General features: G+C 66.9%; 13 protein-coding genes. 2 read left to right on the forward strand and 11 right to left on the reverse strand.

The annotated features are described in order from the left end of the window. Positions 1-192: 192 nt before the first annotated feature. From QP457_RS17290 to QP457_RS17325, 8 genes are all read right to left on the reverse strand, one after another. Positions 193-966, reverse strand: a complete 774-nt coding sequence (locus tag QP457_RS17290; RefSeq protein WP_240196724.1) for a TrmH family RNA methyltransferase — start codon at positions 964-966, stop codon at positions 193-195. A gap of 52 nt (positions 967-1,018) precedes the next feature. Further along, positions 1,019-2,536, reverse strand: a complete 1,518-nt coding sequence (locus QP457_RS17295; protein ID WP_205406416.1) for an alanine/glycine:cation symporter family protein — start codon at positions 2,534-2,536, stop codon at positions 1,019-1,021. 180 nt (positions 2,537-2,716) lie between these two features. After that, positions 2,717-3,256: a GNAT family protein gene (locus QP457_RS17300; RefSeq protein ID WP_180165763.1), complete on the reverse strand. Its 540-nt coding sequence runs from the start codon at positions 3,254-3,256 to the stop codon at positions 2,717-2,719. Beyond that, positions 3,249-6,374, reverse strand: a complete 3,126-nt coding sequence (locus tag QP457_RS17305; RefSeq protein WP_100553416.1) for an efflux RND transporter permease subunit — start codon at positions 6,372-6,374, stop codon at positions 3,249-3,251. Before QP457_RS17305 ends, QP457_RS17300 begins: the two co-directional genes overlap by 8 nt. Then, entirely contained in the window at positions 6,371-7,477 is a 1,107-nt protein-coding gene (locus tag QP457_RS17310; protein ID WP_100553417.1) for an efflux RND transporter periplasmic adaptor subunit, read from the reverse strand. Before QP457_RS17310 ends, QP457_RS17305 begins: the two co-directional genes overlap by 4 nt. A gap of 286 nt (positions 7,478-7,763) precedes the next feature. Beyond that, on the reverse strand, positions 7,764-9,827 hold the full coding sequence (locus QP457_RS17315; protein WP_205406415.1) for a TonB-dependent copper receptor: 2,064 nt from the start codon (positions 9,825-9,827) through the stop codon (positions 7,764-7,766). Positions 9,828-9,899: 72 nt separating this feature from the next. Then, positions 9,900-10,268: a DUF2946 family protein gene (locus tag QP457_RS17320; RefSeq protein ID WP_240196722.1), complete on the reverse strand. Its 369-nt coding sequence runs from the start codon at positions 10,266-10,268 to the stop codon at positions 9,900-9,902. A gap of 656 nt (positions 10,269-10,924) precedes the next feature. After that, a complete protein-coding gene (locus QP457_RS17325; protein ID WP_205406319.1) occupies positions 10,925-11,908 on the reverse strand; it encodes a LysR family transcriptional regulator in 984 nt (327 codons plus the stop codon). A 208-nt stretch (positions 11,909-12,116) separates the two neighbouring features. Between QP457_RS17325 and cysK the strand changes: the two genes are divergently transcribed. Continuing rightward, positions 12,117-13,076 (forward strand): cysteine synthase A, encoded by a 960-nt coding sequence (gene cysK / locus QP457_RS17330; protein WP_100553421.1) that lies wholly within the window; start codon positions 12,117-12,119, stop codon positions 13,074-13,076. A 321-nt stretch (positions 13,077-13,397) separates the two neighbouring features. After that, entirely contained in the window at positions 13,398-13,994 is a 597-nt protein-coding gene (locus tag QP457_RS17335) for an O-acetyl-ADP-ribose deacetylase (protein WP_205406318.1), read from the forward strand. A 73-nt stretch (positions 13,995-14,067) separates the two neighbouring features. Here the strand turns inward: QP457_RS17335 and QP457_RS17340 are convergent, their stop codons facing one another. The 3 genes from QP457_RS17340 to pyk form a co-directional block, all read right to left on the reverse strand. Then, positions 14,068-15,180: an ABC transporter substrate-binding protein gene (locus QP457_RS17340; RefSeq protein ID WP_180165773.1), complete on the reverse strand. Its 1,113-nt coding sequence runs from the start codon at positions 15,178-15,180 to the stop codon at positions 14,068-14,070. Positions 15,181-15,316: 136 nt separating this feature from the next. Beyond that, positions 15,317-16,321 carry a class I fructose-bisphosphate aldolase gene (locus QP457_RS17345; RefSeq protein WP_205406317.1) on the reverse strand — a complete coding sequence of 335 codons (1,005 nt, stop codon included), beginning with the start codon at positions 16,319-16,321 and terminating at the stop codon, positions 15,317-15,319. A gap of 195 nt (positions 16,322-16,516) precedes the next feature. Next, the gene (gene pyk / locus QP457_RS17350; RefSeq protein WP_089236630.1) at positions 16,517-17,983 is read right to left on the reverse strand and encodes a pyruvate kinase; all 1,467 of its coding nucleotides are present in this window, start codon (positions 17,981-17,983) and stop codon (positions 16,517-16,519) included. Between the last annotated feature and the right edge of the window lie 11 nt (positions 17,984-17,994).

Consider the following 17,994-nt stretch of genomic DNA (forward strand, 5'->3'; position numbering starts at 1 on the left):
TTCGTCATGCATGCTTTGCGCATCGCACTGTCAGGAAATCCACCGGGCGTTGCCCGGCGCTACCGGTGAACCGTGCGCGCCTTGCGTAGTGCAACGCAGGAGGCACCTTCCCGGCACGAAGAAATCCCGCACGACGTGGATCTGCTCCGATCCGCGGGCACCGGCGTTACCCGGCGCCCGCAGACCCGCCCATCAGCGGCGCTGGCTGACCCACTGCGCCAGCAGCACGGCCGTGGCGGAAGCGACATTCAGGCTTTCAACCGCGCCACTGCCGGGAATCGACAGCTGCTGGTCGCACTGGCTGGCCAGGCCGCGATCCATGCCTTCACTTTCCGCGCCCATCACGTAGACCAGGCGGGCCGGCAACGATGCGCGGAACACGTCATCGCCACCGTCGACCAGGGTCGCGGCAAGGCCGAAACCGGCCGCGCGCAGCTGCGCCATCGCTTCTGCGTCTTCAGGCAGCTGCACCAGCGGCACCGACTCTGCACCGCCCTCGGCCACGCGTGCGGCCGCACCGGACAGTGCCAGCGTGCTGCTGGCCGGCAGCAGCAGCGCCTTGGCACCGAAGTGCGCGGCCGAGCGCAGGATCGCACCGAAGTTATGCGGATTGCCGACGCCATCCAGCCACAGTGCCAGCGCCGGGCCTTCGCCCAGTTCGGCCAGCCACTGCGCCAGCGGCACCACCGGCGCGCGCAGCACGTCGGCCACCAGGCCTTCGTGGTGGGTGGTAGCGGCCAGCTTGTTGAGGTCGCCCTCTTCCACCACGCGGTAGCCCACGCGGTTGGCCACGCACCACTTCAGCACCGGCTGCATGCGCGGAATCAGTGAATCCACCAGGTACAGCTTGCGCAGCGCCTGCGGACGCTTGGCGAACAGGGCCTGCACCGCGTTCCAGCCATACAGGCGCAGTTCGTCGTTGCCACGCCCCGGTGGCGGCGGGGTGCCGCCCTCACGCGGTGGCAGCGGGGTGGCCCGCGGCGGTCGCGACGACGGGCGGCGGGCATTCTTCCAGGGATCATTCACTACGGGACAACTCCAGCTTGCGTTGACGCCAGAAATCGGCGTTCTTGATGCCCAGGGCATCGGGGTCGAAGATCGGATCCAGGCCGAGCTTCTTCTGTCGTTCGTAATCGCGCAGGGCCAGCATGGCCGGCTTCTGCACGATGAGGATGGCGATGATGTTCAGCCAGGCCATCAGGCCTACGCCGATGTCGCCCAGCGCCCAGGCCAGGGTGGCGTTGTGGAAGGCACCGAACACCACCATGCCGATGATGCCCAGGCGCAGCAGCAGCACGGTGAGCGGCCGCTTCCTGTTGTGGTTGACGTAGGTCAGGTTGGTTTCGGCCATGTAGTAATAGGCCATGATCGTGGTGAAGGCGAAGAAGAAGATCGCGATGGACACGAAGGCCGAACCCCAGCCCGGCAGCACTGCTTCCACACCCGCCTGCGCGTAGCCAGCACCTTCGGGAATGCCGGCCAGGCCCTGGAAGATCGGCTCGGCGCCGGCCACCGGCGAATACACGTTGTAGGTGCCGCTGGCCAGGATCAGGAACGCGGTGGCGGTGCACACCATCATGGTGTCGAAGTAGATGGCGAAGGCCTGCACATAACCCTGCTTGGCCGGGTGCGAGACCTCCGAAGCCGCCGCAGCGTGCGGACCCGAGCCCTGGCCGGCCTCGTTGGCGTAGATGCCGCGCTTGATGCCCCACTCCACTGCCAGGCCCATCATCGCGCCGAACGCGGCGTGGGTACCGAAGGCGCTCTTGAAGATGATGCCGAACATTTCCGGCACGCGGTCGTAGTTGATGATCATGATGACGATGGCCATCAGGATGAAGCCGGCCGCCATGAACGGCACCACCACTTCGGCGAAGTTGGCGATGCGCTTGACGCCACCGAAGATCACCACGCCCAGCAGCAGGGCGACGACGATGCCGATGCCCAGCTTCAGCGCCTGCGCCGATTCCATGCCGAAGGCCTGGCCATCGAGCGGACCGCACAGCGCGGTGCCACGGCAGGCATTGATGACGCTGTCGGCGATGGCGTTGGCCTGCACGCCCGGCATCAGGAAACCGGCGGCGATGATCGTGGCGATGGCGAAGGCCATGGCATACCACTTCAGGCCCATCGCCTTTTCGATGTAGTAGGCCGGGCCACCGCGGTAGCGGCCTTCGGCATCCTTGGTCTTGTAGATCTGCGCCAGGGTGCATTCCACGTACGAGGTGGATGCACCGAGGAAGCCCATCACCCACATCCAGAAGATCGCGCCGGGGCCGCCGAAGGCGATGGCGGTGGCCACGCCGGCGATGTTGCCGATGCCCATGCGGCCGGCCATCGACATGGCCAGGGCCTGGAACGAGGACACGCCGGCGTCGGATTTCTCACCAGACACGGTGAGGCGGCACATCTCGACGAAACCACGGATCTGCATGAAGCGGGTGCGCAGGCTGAAGAACAGGCCGGCGGCCAGGCACATGAAGATCAGCGCCTTGCTCCAGATGATGCTGTTGATGAAATGTACGGTAGCTTCCACGCGCGCTCTCTCCAGTCGGCGGGTTGTGAGGACGTCCCGTCGGCTGGAAGGGACCGGTCGATTCTCCCTGATCGACGGTCGCTGCGATAGCGCTGTTTTGTAGAGCCGAGCCCATGCTCGGCTGCCGTCAGGGGCCCAAGCCGAGCATGGGCTCGGCTCTACAGCGGCCAGCCCGCGTGTTCAGGGCAGCTGCGTGCGCACCCGGGCGAATCGGCGCAGGTCATGCAGGACGCCGCGCTTGTAAACGGCGCAGCGCTCCACGCCCTCTTCCTGGAAACCGTTCTTTTCCAGTACCCGGGCCGAGCCCAGGTTGAAGTCGACCACCGTGGCCTGCAGCCTGAACAGGCCAAGCTCGTCCATCACCCAGGGCGCGAACAGACCGACCACACCGGTCATCAGGCCCCGTCCCCAATGGGCCTGGCCGAGCCAGTAGCCCAGTTCAGCGGTATGCCCGCGCTCGGCCACACCCTGTTGGGCGCCCACGCTGCCGCAGGCCTGGCCGTCGATCTCGATGGCCAGGTTCAGGGTGCCGGGGGCCAGCACGCGCCCGCCCAGGAAGGCTTCGCCATCCTCGCGGGTGTACGGATACGGGAAGCGGTCACGCAGTCCACGCGAGACGTCCGCGTCGTTGGCGTGGCGCAGCAGCGACTCCAGGTCATCGCTGCGCCAGGGCCGCAGGAGGAAGCCTTCGCCCTGCAGAATGCGCGCCGGCTCAGGCATGACCACCGACCGACGGCGAGTCGGCCTCCTGCTTCTCCAGCTCGCGCTTCACCGCTTCTGGCGAGCGGGTATACGGGGCCAGCCGCGCGTAGAACGCCGGCACCACGAACAGCGACAGGAAGGTGGACAGGGTGACGCCGAAGATGATCACGATGCCGATGGTGCCACGGCTGGCCGAACCCGGGCCACCGGCCACCACCAGCGGAATCGCGCCGACCACGGTGGCGATCGAGGTCATCAGGATCGGACGCAGGCGCACCATCGCCGATTCGATGATCGCTTCGCGCACGGTTCGCCCGTCGTCACGCAGCTGGTTGGCGAATTCGACGATCAGGATGCCGTTCTTGGCCGCCAGGCCTACCAGCATGACGATGCCGATCTGGCTGAACAGGTTCACCGTGCCGCCACTCAGCCACAGGCCAACCAGCGCACCGAGCACGCCCAGCGGCACGGTCAGCATGATCGTCAGCGGGTGGATGAAGCTCTCGAACTGTGCAGCCAGCACCAGATACACCACCAGCAGGGCCATGGCGAAGGTCAGCAGCACCGCGCCGCCCGCGCTCTGGTACTCGCGCGATTCGCCCTTCCAGTTCACCTGCGCGTACTGCGGCAGCTCTTCGCGGGTCACCTGCTGCGCCCAGGCGATGGCCTCGCCCAGCGGATAGCCCGGTGCGAGACCGGCGCTGATGGTGATCGAGCGCAGCCGGTTGAAGCGGTTCAAGGTACCCGCTTCGGCTACTTCGCTCAGCGTGACCAGGTTGGACAACGGCACCAGTTCGCCGGAGGTCGCACGCACGCGGATCGCGGCGAGGTCGGCCGGGCTTGCGCGGCCATCGCGGCCGGCCTGGACCAGCACGTCGTACTCCTCGCCGTTGTCGACGAAGGTGGTCACGCGGCGCGAGCCCATCATCGTTTCAAGCGCCGAACCGATCGCGGTGACCGGCACGCCAAGGTCGGCCGCACGCTGGCGGTCGATGTTCACCCGCATCTGCGGACGGGTTTCCTTGTAGTCCGAGTCCGGACCGACCAGGCCGGGGTTGTCGGCCATGCGCAGCAGGATGCGGTCGCGCCACTGCGCGATCTCGGCATATTCCGGGCCACCCAGCACGATCTGGAACGGCTGCCCGCCACTGCGCACCAGGCCGCCACCGACCTGGGTGCGTACGCGCACGCCACGGATGGTGTCCAGTTCCTTCTGCAGTTCGTTGGCTACTTCCGGCGTGCCTTCGCTGCGCTGGCGCCACGGCTGCAGGAACACGCTGACACGGCCGGTGTGCATTTCCTCGCTTGCGCCGAAGCCGCCGGGCACGCGCGGGTTGGCGCGCACGATCGGCTTGTCCGCGCCCACATGCGGGGCCAGCAGCGCTTCGACCTGCTGCACCTGCTGCACGGTGTAGTCGTAGCCGGCGCCCTCCGGGCCATCGATCATGATCTGGAACGAACCTCGATCTTCGGCCGGGGCCAGTTCCGAGGGCAGAACTTTGATCAGCAGCCAGCTGGCCGCCAGCGCTGCGACCATCACCAGCAGATAGATCCACGTGCGATCGACATGATGATCGAGCACGCGACCGTAAGCGCCGGCCAGGCGTTCCAGATTGCGGTTGATGAAACCGTGCAGCCCGCGCGGTGCCTGCCCGGTATGCGGCTTGAGCAGCTTGGAGGCCATCATCGGAGTCAGCGTCAGCGCGACGAACGCGGACAGCGCGACCGCTGCGGCCAGGGCCACCGCCAGTTCACGGAACAGGCGCCCGGTGTTGCCTTCCAGGAAACCGACCGGCAGGAACACCGCCACCAGCACGGCGGTGGTGGCAATCACCGCGAACGCCACCTGTGCGGTACCGCGCTTGGACGCCACCAGCGGCGGTTCGCCGAGGTCGATGCGGCGCTGCACGTTCTCCACCACCACGATCGCGTCATCCACCACCAGGCCGATGCACAGCACCAGCGCCAGCAGGGTCAGCAGATTGATCGAGAAGTCGAACGCATACAGCGCGATGAACGCCGCCACCAGGCACACCGGCACCGTCACTGCGGGAATCAACGCCGCGCGGAAACTGCCGAGGAACAGCCAGATCACCGCCAGCACCAGGATCATCGCCTCCACCAGCGTGGCGTACACGCGGTCGACAGCGGCCTCGATGAAGGTGGTGTTGTCGAAGGCAACGAAGATCTGCGTGCCCTTGGGCAGGGTCAGCGCAACACGTTCGGCCTCGGCGCGCGCGGTGCGCGCCACGTCCAGCGAGTTGGCGGTGGAGGTCTTGACGATGCCCAGGCCGATGCCGGGCTCGCCGTTGCTGCGGTAGTAGGCGCGGCGCTCGGCCGAGGCCAGCTCGATCTTCGCCACATCGCCCATGCGCACCACGTAACCATCACTGCCCTTGCCCAGCGGGATGGTCGCGAAGTCTTCGGGCTTGATGTAGTTGCGCTCCACGCGCAGGGTGAAATCGCGGTCGGTGGATTCGATGCGGCCGGCCGGCAGTTCCACGTTCTCGTTGCGCAGCGCGGTTTCGATATCGCCGGTGGTCAGGCCACGTGCGGCCAGCTGGTCACGGTCCAGCCAGATGCGCATCGCATAGCGCTGGCGGCCGCCGATGCGGACCTGGGCCACGCCATCGAGGCTGGAGAAACGATCGACCACGTAGCGGTCGGCGTAGTCGCTCAGTTCCAGCGTGTCCATGGTCGAGGACACCATGTTGAACCAGATGATCGGGTCGGCATCGCTCTCGACCTTGGCGATCTCCGGTGGCCGCGCCTCTTCGGGCATGCGGTCGGCCACGCGGCTGACCGCATCGCGCACGTCGTTGGCCGCCGCTTCGATGTCACGGTTGGAGGTGAATTCGATGCTGACCTGCGAACGGCCGTTGGTGCTGCGTGCGTTGATCGTATCGATGCCCTCGATGCCGGCCAGCGCGTCTTCCAGCACCTGGGTGATCCGGCTCTCGATGACGGCTGCCGAGGCACCGGTGTAGTCCACCGACACCGAAACGATCGGCGGGTCGATGGCCGGCAGTTCGCGCAGCGTCAAGCGGGTGAAGGACATCACGCCCAGCACCAGCAACAGCAGGCTCATCACCACGGCAAACACCGGCCGCTGGATGGAGATGTCAGACAGCTTCATCCGCCGTGACCCTCGGCAGCGACCGGTGCTTCAGCCGTCACCGGTTGCGCGCCACTGGCGGGCGCGGCGTCGGTGGCCGCCACCTTCAGGCCTGCACGCAGCTTGCCGGTGCCGTCCACCACGATGCGCTGGCCTGCCTGCAGGCCCTGCTTGATCTCGACCACGCCAGCGCGACGCGCGCCGGTGACCACGTCCACGCGTTCGACGGTGTCATCGGCCTTGATGCGGTACATGAAGCTGTCGCGACCGACCTGCACCACGGCAATTTCCGGCACCACCAGTGCGGGTCGATCGGGATGGAACAGACGCACGTCTAGCAGCATGCCCGGACGCAGTGCGTGGTCGCCGTTGGCGAAGTCGGCACGCACGGTTACCGCACGGGTAGCGGGGTCGATGCGTGCATCGATGGTGCTGACCTCGCCTTCGAAGGTGCGGCCCGGCCAGGCCACGCTGGTGGCCTGCACCTTGTCGCCGATGGTCAGCGCGGCCAGCTCCACTTCCGGCACCTGGAAATCGATGTGCATGCGCTCGACGTCGTCGAGGGTGGCGATCACCGTGGTCGGCGTCAGCAGCGTGCCCGGGCTGATCTGGCGGATGCCGAGGACGCCGGCGAACGGCGCGCGCACACGACGATCACCGATGTCCGACTGCATCTGCGCCACGCGTGCTTCGGCGGCGTCGCGGATCGACTTCTGCGTATCCAGGGTAGCGCTGGACACCAACCGCTGTGCCGCCAGTTCGCGCTGGCGCTTGTACAACTGGTCGGCTTCGCGGAAGGTCGCCTGCGCCTGCACCAATGCGGCTTCCTGGGCCTGACCGCGCAGGGTCACCAGCGGCGCGCCGGCGGCGACCTGCTGGCCACTTTCGAAATGCACGCGCTCGACGATCTCGCTCACCTTGGCGGTCACGCTGATCGACTCGCGCGCCTTGGCCGTGCCCAGCGCCTGCAGCGTGTCGCTCCACTGCATCGCCTGCACGACCTGCGCGGTGACCGGCACGGCTTCGCCCTGCCGACGCGCGGCGGCCTCCTGTTTGCCTGCGCACCCGGCCAGCACGGCCAGGCTGAGGCCAAGGGCCAGGGTCGAAGCGATACGAGCCAACATGAACAATCCTGAGCGATCCACGGCCGCCGAGTGTAGGCAAGGCCCCGCAGAAGCGATATGTGCCAAGCGTTTACCGGTGTGGAACAGGTACTGCGATAGCGCTGTGCGCCCATTCCATGCAAGGGTCTGCAGCACGGTGTCGGCGTATGTCGGGATGTATCCCGGCGCGCCATGAGCGGCGACGCCGTCGTAGAGTCGGGAGGCCCGGCCGAGGGCGCCGGGCGGGGTCGGAACCTGGCGGGGATCCGACCCCGTTTTCTTTGGACGCCGGCCTTCTTCCGGCAGATCAGTACCGGTAGTTCACCTTCATCCACAGGCTGCGGCCGGGCTCGTTGATGCGTACCGGATCGGCCGGGAAGCCGAAATCGGCGCTGCCGGCCAGATTCAGATGCTCGCTGTAGGCGCGGTCGAACAGATTGTCGACACCGGCGCTGAGCTGCAGCTGCGAACTGAAACGATAGGCCGCATTGAGCGCCAGCGTGGCAAAACCGCTGCTCTGCCCGAGGTCCTGCGCCACCACGTTGCCCTGCCCGTCCGCGACCCGATGCTGATGGGTGACCGCGCGTACCAGCGCGCCGGCACTCCAGCGCTGGCCTTCCCAGTCAGCACTCAGGCGCGCTTCCAGCGGCGGCATCTGCGGCAACGGGCGATGCTGGTCGCGGTTCTCGCCCCAGGCATAGGCCAGGGTGCCACCCAGCTTCCACTGCGCGTCGAGCTGCAGCTGCACGCCGGCCTCGGCACCGGCGATGCGCGCCTGCACGTTGTCGGCCTGGCTCATGCCCATCATGCCGCTGCCGCGATAGGTGAACAGGATGTAGTCCTGGATCTGCCCCGCATAGGCGGAGACCCAGGCCTGCACGCGCGGGCCCTTGTATTGCAGGCCGACGTCGAGCTGGGTGGTGCGTTCGGGCTGGATGCCAGCGAACGCGTTCACCGCACCTGCCGGCCCATGATCGGGCGAGAACAGTTCCCAGTAGTCGGGCATGCGCTGGCTGTGGCCCAGCCCGGCATACCAGGTCAGGCCATCGGCGAGATCCTGTTCGTAGCGCAGGAACCCACTGCCCAGCCATTCCCTGCGGCGCTGGCCGGCGGTGGGATTGGGCATGGGCATCATCATGCCGCCGATGCCGGCGCGCTCATCGCGCACACTGGCACGATCGACGCGCAGGCCGCCGATCCAGCGCTGGCCGGTGCCGGCGCCGAGGGTCAGTTCGGTGAACGCACCGTAGCGACGGAAATTGGCGTCGGTGCTCCAGCTTGCTTGTTTGTAGGTGTCGCGCCCCATGCCCATGCGGCCGCGATGTCGGCTGTCCTCGCCGTCGACGCCGGCCACCAGCTGCACGTCCTGCCAGCGCCATTCGGAGCTGATGCGCCCACCCTGCGTGCGGCGATCCACGTTCGACGCCATCGGCATCGGCATCATGCTGTGCGGGTTCGGTTCGCGCAGCGTGTAGTTGTCCATCACGTGGTCGGCTTCGTTGTAGTACACGTTGGCCTGCAGCGTGTCCCACGCCCCGGGCAGGTTGCGCTTCTCGAAGCGCGCGGCGTAGCTGGTGCGCTCGAACGCGGCACCGTCCATGCCGCGCCCGGCGTAGCGCGCGATCGCATCGCCGGCACCGGCGGATACTTCGAGCAGGGTATCGGCATCAGGCGTCCAGCCAACGGCTACGTCGCCATTCCACTTGCGCCATTTCGACGGAACCACATCGCCGTTGCCGTCCTTGTAGTCGTCGGCTTCGGAGCGATTGCCGCTGGCACGCACATAGCCCATCGGATTGCCCAGGGTGAGGTCCAGCACCTGGTCGTTGCGGTTGCGCGAACCGACCAGCGTGCTGGCATCGGCACGCAGCCCCGGCTCGTCGAAACGCGGGGTATCACGCTCAAAACGCACGGTGCCCGCAGACGCACCCGCGCCCCAGCGCACGCTCTGCGGGCCCTTGATGATGGTCAGCCGGTCAAAGCTCTCCGGCGAGATGTAGGACAGCGGGTTGTCCATGCGCGAGGGACACGCACCAATCAGATTGCCATCGTTGCTGAGGATGTTCAGCCGCGAACCGAACATGCCACGCAGCACCGGGTCGCCGTTGGTGCCGCCATTACGGATGGCGGAAAAGCCGGGAACGGTCTTCAGGTAATCGGCGCCATCGCTGGCCGGCACCGGCTGTCGCGGCAGGCGCGGATCGGTCACCCAGTGCAATGGCGAGGACGGTGCAGCGGCGGTGACCACCAGCGTATCCAGCGTCCGCGCTTCTTCAGCGGGCGCGGCATGGGCGAAGGGCGCGGCCAAGGCAACGCCAAGGGTAAACGGCAGGCGCGCTCGGGCGCCCGCGCCGGGGAAAGTCATTTTCATGGAAACAGCTCCAAGGTACGCACGCGCGCACGACGCCCTTGCAGGCATCGTGCGACGGATTCGATAGGGAAATCAGCGGACGGTGGAGACCAGCGGCGGGCCACGCGCGGCATGTGCGGGCCAATGCAGCAGCGGCAGTCGCGGTGGTGACCACGGGAACACCAGCGTCGGCCGCCACAGCAGGGGCAGCAGCAGCACCAGCACTGCCAGCCACGGCAGCAGGCGCATGGCCAGCACGCAGTACTCGCAGGCCTCGCCATGCATGGCGTGCGGATCGGCGGGCGGGCTGGGCACAGCCGGATCTGCATCGTGGTGCGCGTGACCGGCCATAGCCATGTCGCGCATGTCATGGCTCATGGCCGTATGGTCCATGCCTGCCATGCCCGCATGATCCATCGGCTGCGCCTGCAGCGCGCGGCTGACCAGCGGCGCGAGCACCATCAGCAGCGTCGCGATGAAGGCGAGCTGGAGCAGGGTTCGATGCAGCTGGACGGTACGGATCACCGCGCTAGTTTAGAGGTGCCCCCCGGGGGCGCCGTGCGACGAACCGTCGCAGGAGGGGGGGTATCGGCAGGGCTGCGCCCTGCACCCGCAGAGGCAACAGCAACGGCAACGGCCGAAGCAACAACAGAAGCTGGCTTCCCTGTGGGATGGCGGGGTGGGTCCGGTTGCGGGGGACGCCGTAAATACGTCCCTGTAGGCTTGGCCGCGGCATCCATGCCGCGGACACCCCCGCAACCGGACCCACCCCGCCTTCGACAGATTTCCGCGATCTGTAGATCCACGCCATGCGTGGATGAATCTCTATCGAAATCGAATATTTCGACAATTGATCGAAAAGCATCCACGCATGGCGTGGATCTACCGTGTCGACCAAGGTCGACACCTACCAACAGCCGTCGAAGTCTGTCAGAGGCGGGGCGGTGTCGGATTGCGGGGTGTCCGCGGCATGGATGCCGCGGCCAAGCCTACAGGGACGTACTTGCGGCGTCCCCGCACTCCGACACCGCCCCGCCACCCCACGGAATGCACGCTGTTGCTGTTGCTGTTGCTCCGGCCGGTAGCAGGTGCAGGGCGCAGCCCTGCTCGACCAACCCTCAGACCGTGATGGTCTGGGTCAGCGATTCCCAGGTCGGCGGCACCGGCCAGGACGCGGCCTGGTTGCCGTCCAGCACCCGCCGCAGATCGCGCGGATCGATCTGCGGGGCCAGCACATGCACCAGCTCCAGCGCGTAATCGCGCAGCACCCGGTCGCGTGGCAGCACCGCCCAGGCGACGCACTCGGTGATCGGCACCGGTGCCGGCCATACCCGCAGATCCTCGTCGTTGGCGCTGATCGCCATCTCGGCCAGCAGCCCCACCCCCAGACCGGTGCGCACATAGGTCTTGATCAGGTCGGCGTCCAGCGCGGTCAGCGCCAGATCGGGTACCAGGTTCTGCGCGGCAAAGGCGCGCTGCAGGGAGGAGTTGGGTCGGGTCGAGGATTCATAGCTGATCAGCGGCTGGCGGGCCAATGCTGCCAGGTCCGGCACGCGCCCGGCGCGGTCCAGTGGATGGCCCTTGGGCACCACCACCAGCCGCCGCCAGCGGAACAGCGGCACGGCGATGCCGTCGCTGGGTTCGCTGCCGGCGGTACTGATGATCGCGATATCGGCATCGCCCTGGTTCAGCCGGTCCAGCGCATCGGCCTCACCGGCCTGCTGCAGGTGCACGCTGACCTGCGGATAAGCCTGCTTGATGCGCGCCACGGCTGGCGGCAGCACGAAGCGCGCCTGGGTGTGGGTGGTAGTCAGGATCAGCTGACCCTGGCTCTCGCGGCGCTGGTTGGCCGCGTAGGTGCGGATGTTGTTGGCTTCGGACAGCACGGCGCGGGCGCGGCTGATCACTTCGGTGCCGGCCGGGGTGACCGACTCCAGGCTGCGTCCCTTGCGCACGAACAGCAGGAAGCCCAGTTCGTCCTCAAGCTGCTTGAGCTGCTTGGACAGGCCGGGCTGGGTGGCATGCACCCGCGAGGCGGCGAGCGTGATGTTCAGCTCGGCGTCGGCGATGGCAACCAGGTAGCGCAGCTGGGTCAGCGTCATGGCAGGCGGGCGATGTGGGGGCGGAGGTCCACTCTAGGGTCAATTGCCGTCACCAGCTTATAACCAAAGGTTGTTTAAGAAAGGTATCTGGTCATTTCCGGGCGTCATATGCCGGCGCTACGGTCAGCCGGCAGCCGCTGGCCTGAACAGCCAGCCTTCTTCCCTTATGCCCGCCGAGCCCGGCGCGGCCTGTTCCTGGAGCGCTCCCATGGCCCTGTACGACTCCATCCTCGACACCATCGGCAACACCCCCATCGTCAAGCTGCAGCGCCTGGCGCCGCAGGGCGTGACCGTGTACGCCAAGGTTGAATCCTTCAACCCTGGCGGCTCGGTGAAGGATCGACTGGCGCTGGCGATCATCCTCGATGCCGAACAGCGTGGCCTGCTCAAGCCCGGCGACACGATTGTCGAGGCCACCTCGGGCAACACCGGCGTCGCCTTGGCGATGGTGGCCGCCGCACGCGGCTACAAGTTCGTGGCGACGATGGTCGAGACCTTCTCGGTGGAACGCCGCAAGCTGATGCGCGCCTACGGCGCGAAGGTCATCCTGACCCCGGCCGCCGAGCGCGGCAGCGGCATGGTGCGCAGGGCGCGCGAACTGGCCGAGGAGCACGGCTGGTTCCTGGCCAGCCAGTTCGCCAACCCGGCCAACCCGGCCTACCACCGCAACACCACCGCCGCGGAGATCCTGCGTGATTTCGCCGGCAAGCGCCTGGACTACTTCGTCAGCGGCTGGGGCACCGGCGGCACCCTGACCGGTGTCGGTGAAGTGCTGAAGGTCGCCCGCCCCGACACCCGCATCATCGCCACCGAACCGGCAGGCGCCGCCTTGCTGAAGGGCGATGACTGGAAGCCGCACAAGATCCAGGGCTGGACCCCGGACTTCGTGCCCGATGTGCTCAACCGCAATGTGGTGGACGAACTGGTGACGGTGGAAGATGATCGCGCGATCGCCACCGCCCGCCAGCTGGCCGCAGAGGAAGGCATCTTCGTTGGCATCTCCGCCGGTGCCACCGTGGCCAGCGCACTGGACGTGGCACATCGCGCTGAACCGGGCGCGGTGATCCTGGCGATGTTGCCGGACACCGGTGAACGCTACTTCTCCACGCCGCTGTTCGCCGACGTCAATGAAGGTTCCGACGACGACTGGCTGGCCGGTCTGCCCTGATCGCCGCGTTGTCGATGACAGCAGGATGACGCCCACCCTCGCGGTGGGCGTTTTCATTTGGGCAATCCTGACTGCGCATTGCCGTTGCAAGCGGACCGTTTTCCCCGGAAATCAGAAGCAATCCAATTCGGAAACTTTCGTTTCGCCTGCGTGCGGCGCTCGCTTCAGCCTGCGTGAAGGCGCTGCCGGCCATCGTGCATGAACAGCGCGGATCGCAGTGCGTGAGACGGTCATGACGCAGCATCGATGCCCTGTCCCGCAAGATGCGGGTGCAGCCAGCGTGGGCACGGCGCGCAACAACTACAGGCAGGAGACGGACGCATGAAGATCGAAGTGTGGCAGGGCGACATCACGGCCCTGGCGGTGGATGCGATCGTCAACGCGGCCAATGAATCACTGCTCGGTGGCGGCGGTGTCGACGGCGCGATCCATCGTGCGGCTGGCCCCGGCCTGCTGGCCGAGTGCGAGCGTCTGCCGGAGCTCCGCCCCGGCGTACGCTGCCCCACCGGTGAGGTGCGCGCAACCGGTGCCTATGCGCTTCCGGCACGGCACGTACTGCATACCGTCGGCCCGGTCTGGCACGACGGCCAGCGCGACGAGCCGGCACTGCTGGCGAACTGCTACTGGAAGTCGCTGCAGCTGGCCGAATCGCTGAATCTGCAGTCGATCGCGTTCCCGGCCATCAGCTGCGGGGTATATGGCTATCCGCTGTACCAGGCGGCGCAGATCGCGGTCACCGAAACTCTGGCCTGGCAGCGCAGCCATGCCCAGCCGATGCGGATCGTGCTGGTGGCGTTCAACACAGCGACGGCCAAGGCCTACCAGCAGGCGCTGTCGGCCGCAGGCCAGGTCGCCGACAGCGGGCGCGGGTCGCTGCTGCCCCCACTGGGCGATACCGGATTCGTGCCGGCGCATTGAAACAATGCGGGGCGTGGAAGAAAAAAAGGCCGGGCATTGCCCGGCCTTTTCGTTTGCATCCGTCGCGACAGCGTCAGTTCGTTACTTCGGCGGCAGCGTCGGCGGCCGCCGTAGCAGCCGCCGATGCCGCGGCCGAAGCGGCGCCGTCGACCTGCACACGCACTTCCACCATGCCCGCTTCGTCGCTCAGGCTGGACACGTCCACGGTGTAGTGGCCGGCCGGCAGCGATTCTTCCAGGCGCGCGTTGGTGCCATTGCCCCCATCGTCATCGGCCAGTTCCACGTCGCCGCCGACCACGCGCAGCACCGTATCCACCTCGCTGGACACCGCATCCAGGCGCACATTGGCCGGACGCGGCAGACTCAGCAGGAAGCGGCGGCGGCCTTCGCCATCAAGCATGGCGAACACGCTGCCGGACGTCGGCAGGGTGGTGCCATCGCGCATGACCATGTTGGCCGGCAACTCGGCGCGCTTGGCAGTCAGCGTGAAGGCGCCGGTAGCGTCTTCGCCGAGGCTGCGCACGCGCAGGGTGTACTTGCCCGGCTCCAGCGGCATGCGAAGCTGCGAATTGGTGCCATCGCCATCATCGTCGTTCTCCGCCTGCGCGCCGTTGCCGTCCAGCTTCAGCACGGTGTCGAACGCTTCCGATTCCAGGCGGATCTCGTACATGCCCGCTTTTTCCACCTGCAGGGTGTAATCCTGCGACTTGGAGACCAGCAGGTCGCCGATCTCGCCTTCGCCCACCATCGGCTTGCCGTCATACGGCACCAGCTTCTCGGCGCGCACGCGGTACGGACCGAAGGCAGAGGGGCCGTCGGCGTTGATCGCCACCTGGTAGCTGCCAGCACCATTGGCACGGAACGCCAGCGAAGCGTCGTTGCCGCGCTCATAGGCCGGGCTGCTGCTGGACACCAGGACGCCATTGTTGAACACGGCGATCGAGCCGCGCAGCGCACCGGTCAACTTGATGCCGACCAGTTGCTTGTCGTCCAGCTTCAGCTGGTACAGCTGATGGTGGCTGCCATCGTTGAAATTGACGCCGCTGCGCGAGGTGATTTCGCCGGAGACCGGCTTGTCGAACTCCAGCGAGGGGGCCTTGCCCACGTCCGGGCTGCCACCCATCCGGTTGCAGCCGCCGACAGCCAGCACGGTGGCCACGGCCAGCGTGATTGCGGTGATACGCATGTTTTTTCTCCTTGGCCTTCCATGTATGCCCCCACGCACTGGCCTGGCGTGCGGGAGGCGGCAACGATACCGGCAAAAGCAAACGCCGGCGTGATGCCGGCGCTGCCTTGTTCAGTTCATGCTGCGAAACGGCGGATCAGCCGTTCCACTTGCCCAGCGCGGCCTGGCCGTTTTCCTTGGCGCGCTCGTAGACGGTCTTCTGCGCGGCGGCGTAGTTGCCCTTCATGTCCTTGGCCCACAGCTTCAGTGCCGCCTGCTGCATGGCACGGCCATAGGAGAAGCTCAGCGGCCACGGCAGGTGACCCATCTGGTTCATGGCATTGAGGTGGGCGGTGGACTGCTCATCGCTCTGGCCACCGGACAGGAACACCACGCCCGGCAGGATCGCCGGCACGGTGCTCTTCAGGCACATCACGGTCGACTCGGCCACTTCCTCGACGTCGGCCTGCTCGTCGCAGCCCTTGCCGGAGATGACCATCGAGGCCTTCAGGATGGTGCCTTCCAGCAGCACGTTCTGCTGGTACAGCGCGTCGAACAGCGAGCGCAGGGTGGCTTCGGTGACTTCGTAGCAGGTCTCGATGTCGTGCTCGCCGTCCATGATCACTTCCGGCTCGACCATCGGCACCAGGCCGCATTCCTGGCACAGCGCGGCATAGCGGGCCAGCGCATGCGCGTTGGACTCGATGCAGGTGCCCGACGGAATGCTCTCGCCGATGTTGATGACCGCACGCCACTTGGCGAAGCGCGCGCCCAGCTTGTAGTACTCCTGCAGGCGCTCACGCAGGCCGTCCAGGCCTTCGGTGACCAGCTCGCCCGGGCAACCGGCCAGCGGGTGCGCGCCCTTGTCCACCTTGATGCCCGGGATCATGCCGTGGTCGGCCATGTACTTGGCGAACGGCACGCCGTCCTTGGTCGACTGACGGATGGTCTCGTCGTACAGGATCGCGCCGGAAATGTGCTCGTTGAGCTTCGGCGTGGTCAGCAGCAGTTCGCGGTAGGCGCGACGGTTCTCTTCGGTGTTCTCGATGCCGACGCTGGCAAAGCGCTTGGCGATGGTACCGGTGGATTCGTCGATCGCGATGATGCCCTTGCCCGGGGCAACCATGGCCTGGGCGGTTTCAGCCAGCTGTTCGATGCTCATGTACTTCCTGTGGCGGGTGCGGGAAAAACGTAAGTATAGCCCCGCTACCCGTTGCCCCGACGTGGAGGCTCGGATGGAACCGGTTCCACTGTCTGTGCGGGACAGGAAATGTCCTGCCGGATCGGGTCAGAGCCCCTTCAGGGATCTGACCCCGGGTCGGACCCGCGCAGCGGGTCCGACCCGACGCGATACGTCTTACAGGTCGCCGAGACCGCTGGCGCGGCCGTCGTCGCCCACTTCCAGCAGGCGCAGGGTATTGGTCGCGCCGTGGGTTTCCATGTGCTCACCGCTGGTGAACACCACGCGGTCGCCGGCCTGCAGCATGCCGCCTTCCACCAGCAGGCGGATGCTGCCGCGTGCGGCTTCGCGCGGGGTGAAGCCACGGCTGTCGAAGTTGATCGGGAACACGTCGCGCATCAGCGCCATCTGCCGGCGGGCGCCGTCGTGGCGGGTGACCGCGAACACCGGTGCCGAGGCACGGAAGCGCGACAGGTAGCGGGCGGTACCACCGGATTCGGTCATCGCCACGATCGCGCGCACGCCCACGTGCTGGGACAGGAACATGGTGGCCATGGCAATGGCCTGGTCGGCACGTTCCAGGTTGCGCGGCGAGGCGCCGAAGTCGGTCTCGGTCTGGAACTGGCGCTCGGCGCCCAGGCAGATGCGCGCCATCGCCTCGACCGCCTTGACCGGATACGCACCAGCGGCGGTTTCGGCCGACAGCATCACCGCATCGGTGCCGTCGATGACCGAGTTGGCCACGTCCAGCACTTCGGCGCGGGTCGGGATCGGGCTTTCGACCATCGACTGCAGCATCTGCGTGGCGGTGATCACCACCTTGTTCTGCGCCAGCGAGGCCTTGATGATCTTCTTCTGCAGGCCCGGCAGCTCGGCATCGCCGATTTCCACGCCCAGGTCACCACGCGCCACCATCACCACGTCACTGGCGTCGACGATCTCTTCCAGGTTCTCGATGGCTTCGGTGCGCTCGATCTTTGAAACCAGCGCGGCGTAGCAGCCGTGCGATTCGGCGATCTCGCGCGCATCGTTCATGTCCTGCGCATTGCGGCAGAACGACACGGCGATGAAGTCCACGCCGATCTTGGCGACGATGCCGATCAGCTCCTTGTCGCGCTCGGTCAGCGCGCCCAGCGACAGGCCACCGCCCTGCTTGTTCAGGCCCTTGCGATCGGACAACGGACCGTCATTGAGCACGGTGTTGATGATGCGCTCGCCCTGCACTTCCACCACCTGCAGCTGCATCAGGCCATCGTCGAGCAGCAGCACGTCACCGGCGGTCACGTCCTGCGGCAGGCCGAGGTAGCTCACGCCCACCTGGGTCGCGTCGCCGGGGCCGGCATTGGTGCTGGCGATCAGGTCGAAACGGTCGCCCGCCTTGAGATGCACCTTGCCTTCGGCGAAGCGCTCGATGCGGATCTTCGGGCCCGGCAGGTCGGCCAGGATGCCCACTTCCACGCCCACACGCTGCGCGGCGGCGCGCACATCGGCGGCACGCTTGGCCTGGCCGGACGGGTCACCGTGGCTGAAGTTGAGGCGCACCACGTTGACGCCGGCGCGGAACAGATCCTCCAGCACGCCCGGCGGATCGGTAGCCGGACCGAGGGTGGCAAGGATCTTGGTGCGACGCTGACGCTCGAACATGATGGATGGGC

The organism is Stenotrophomonas sp. As-7 (assembly GCF_030291015.1).
GTDB classification, from domain to species: domain Bacteria; phylum Pseudomonadota; class Gammaproteobacteria; order Xanthomonadales; family Xanthomonadaceae; genus Stenotrophomonas; species Stenotrophomonas lactitubi.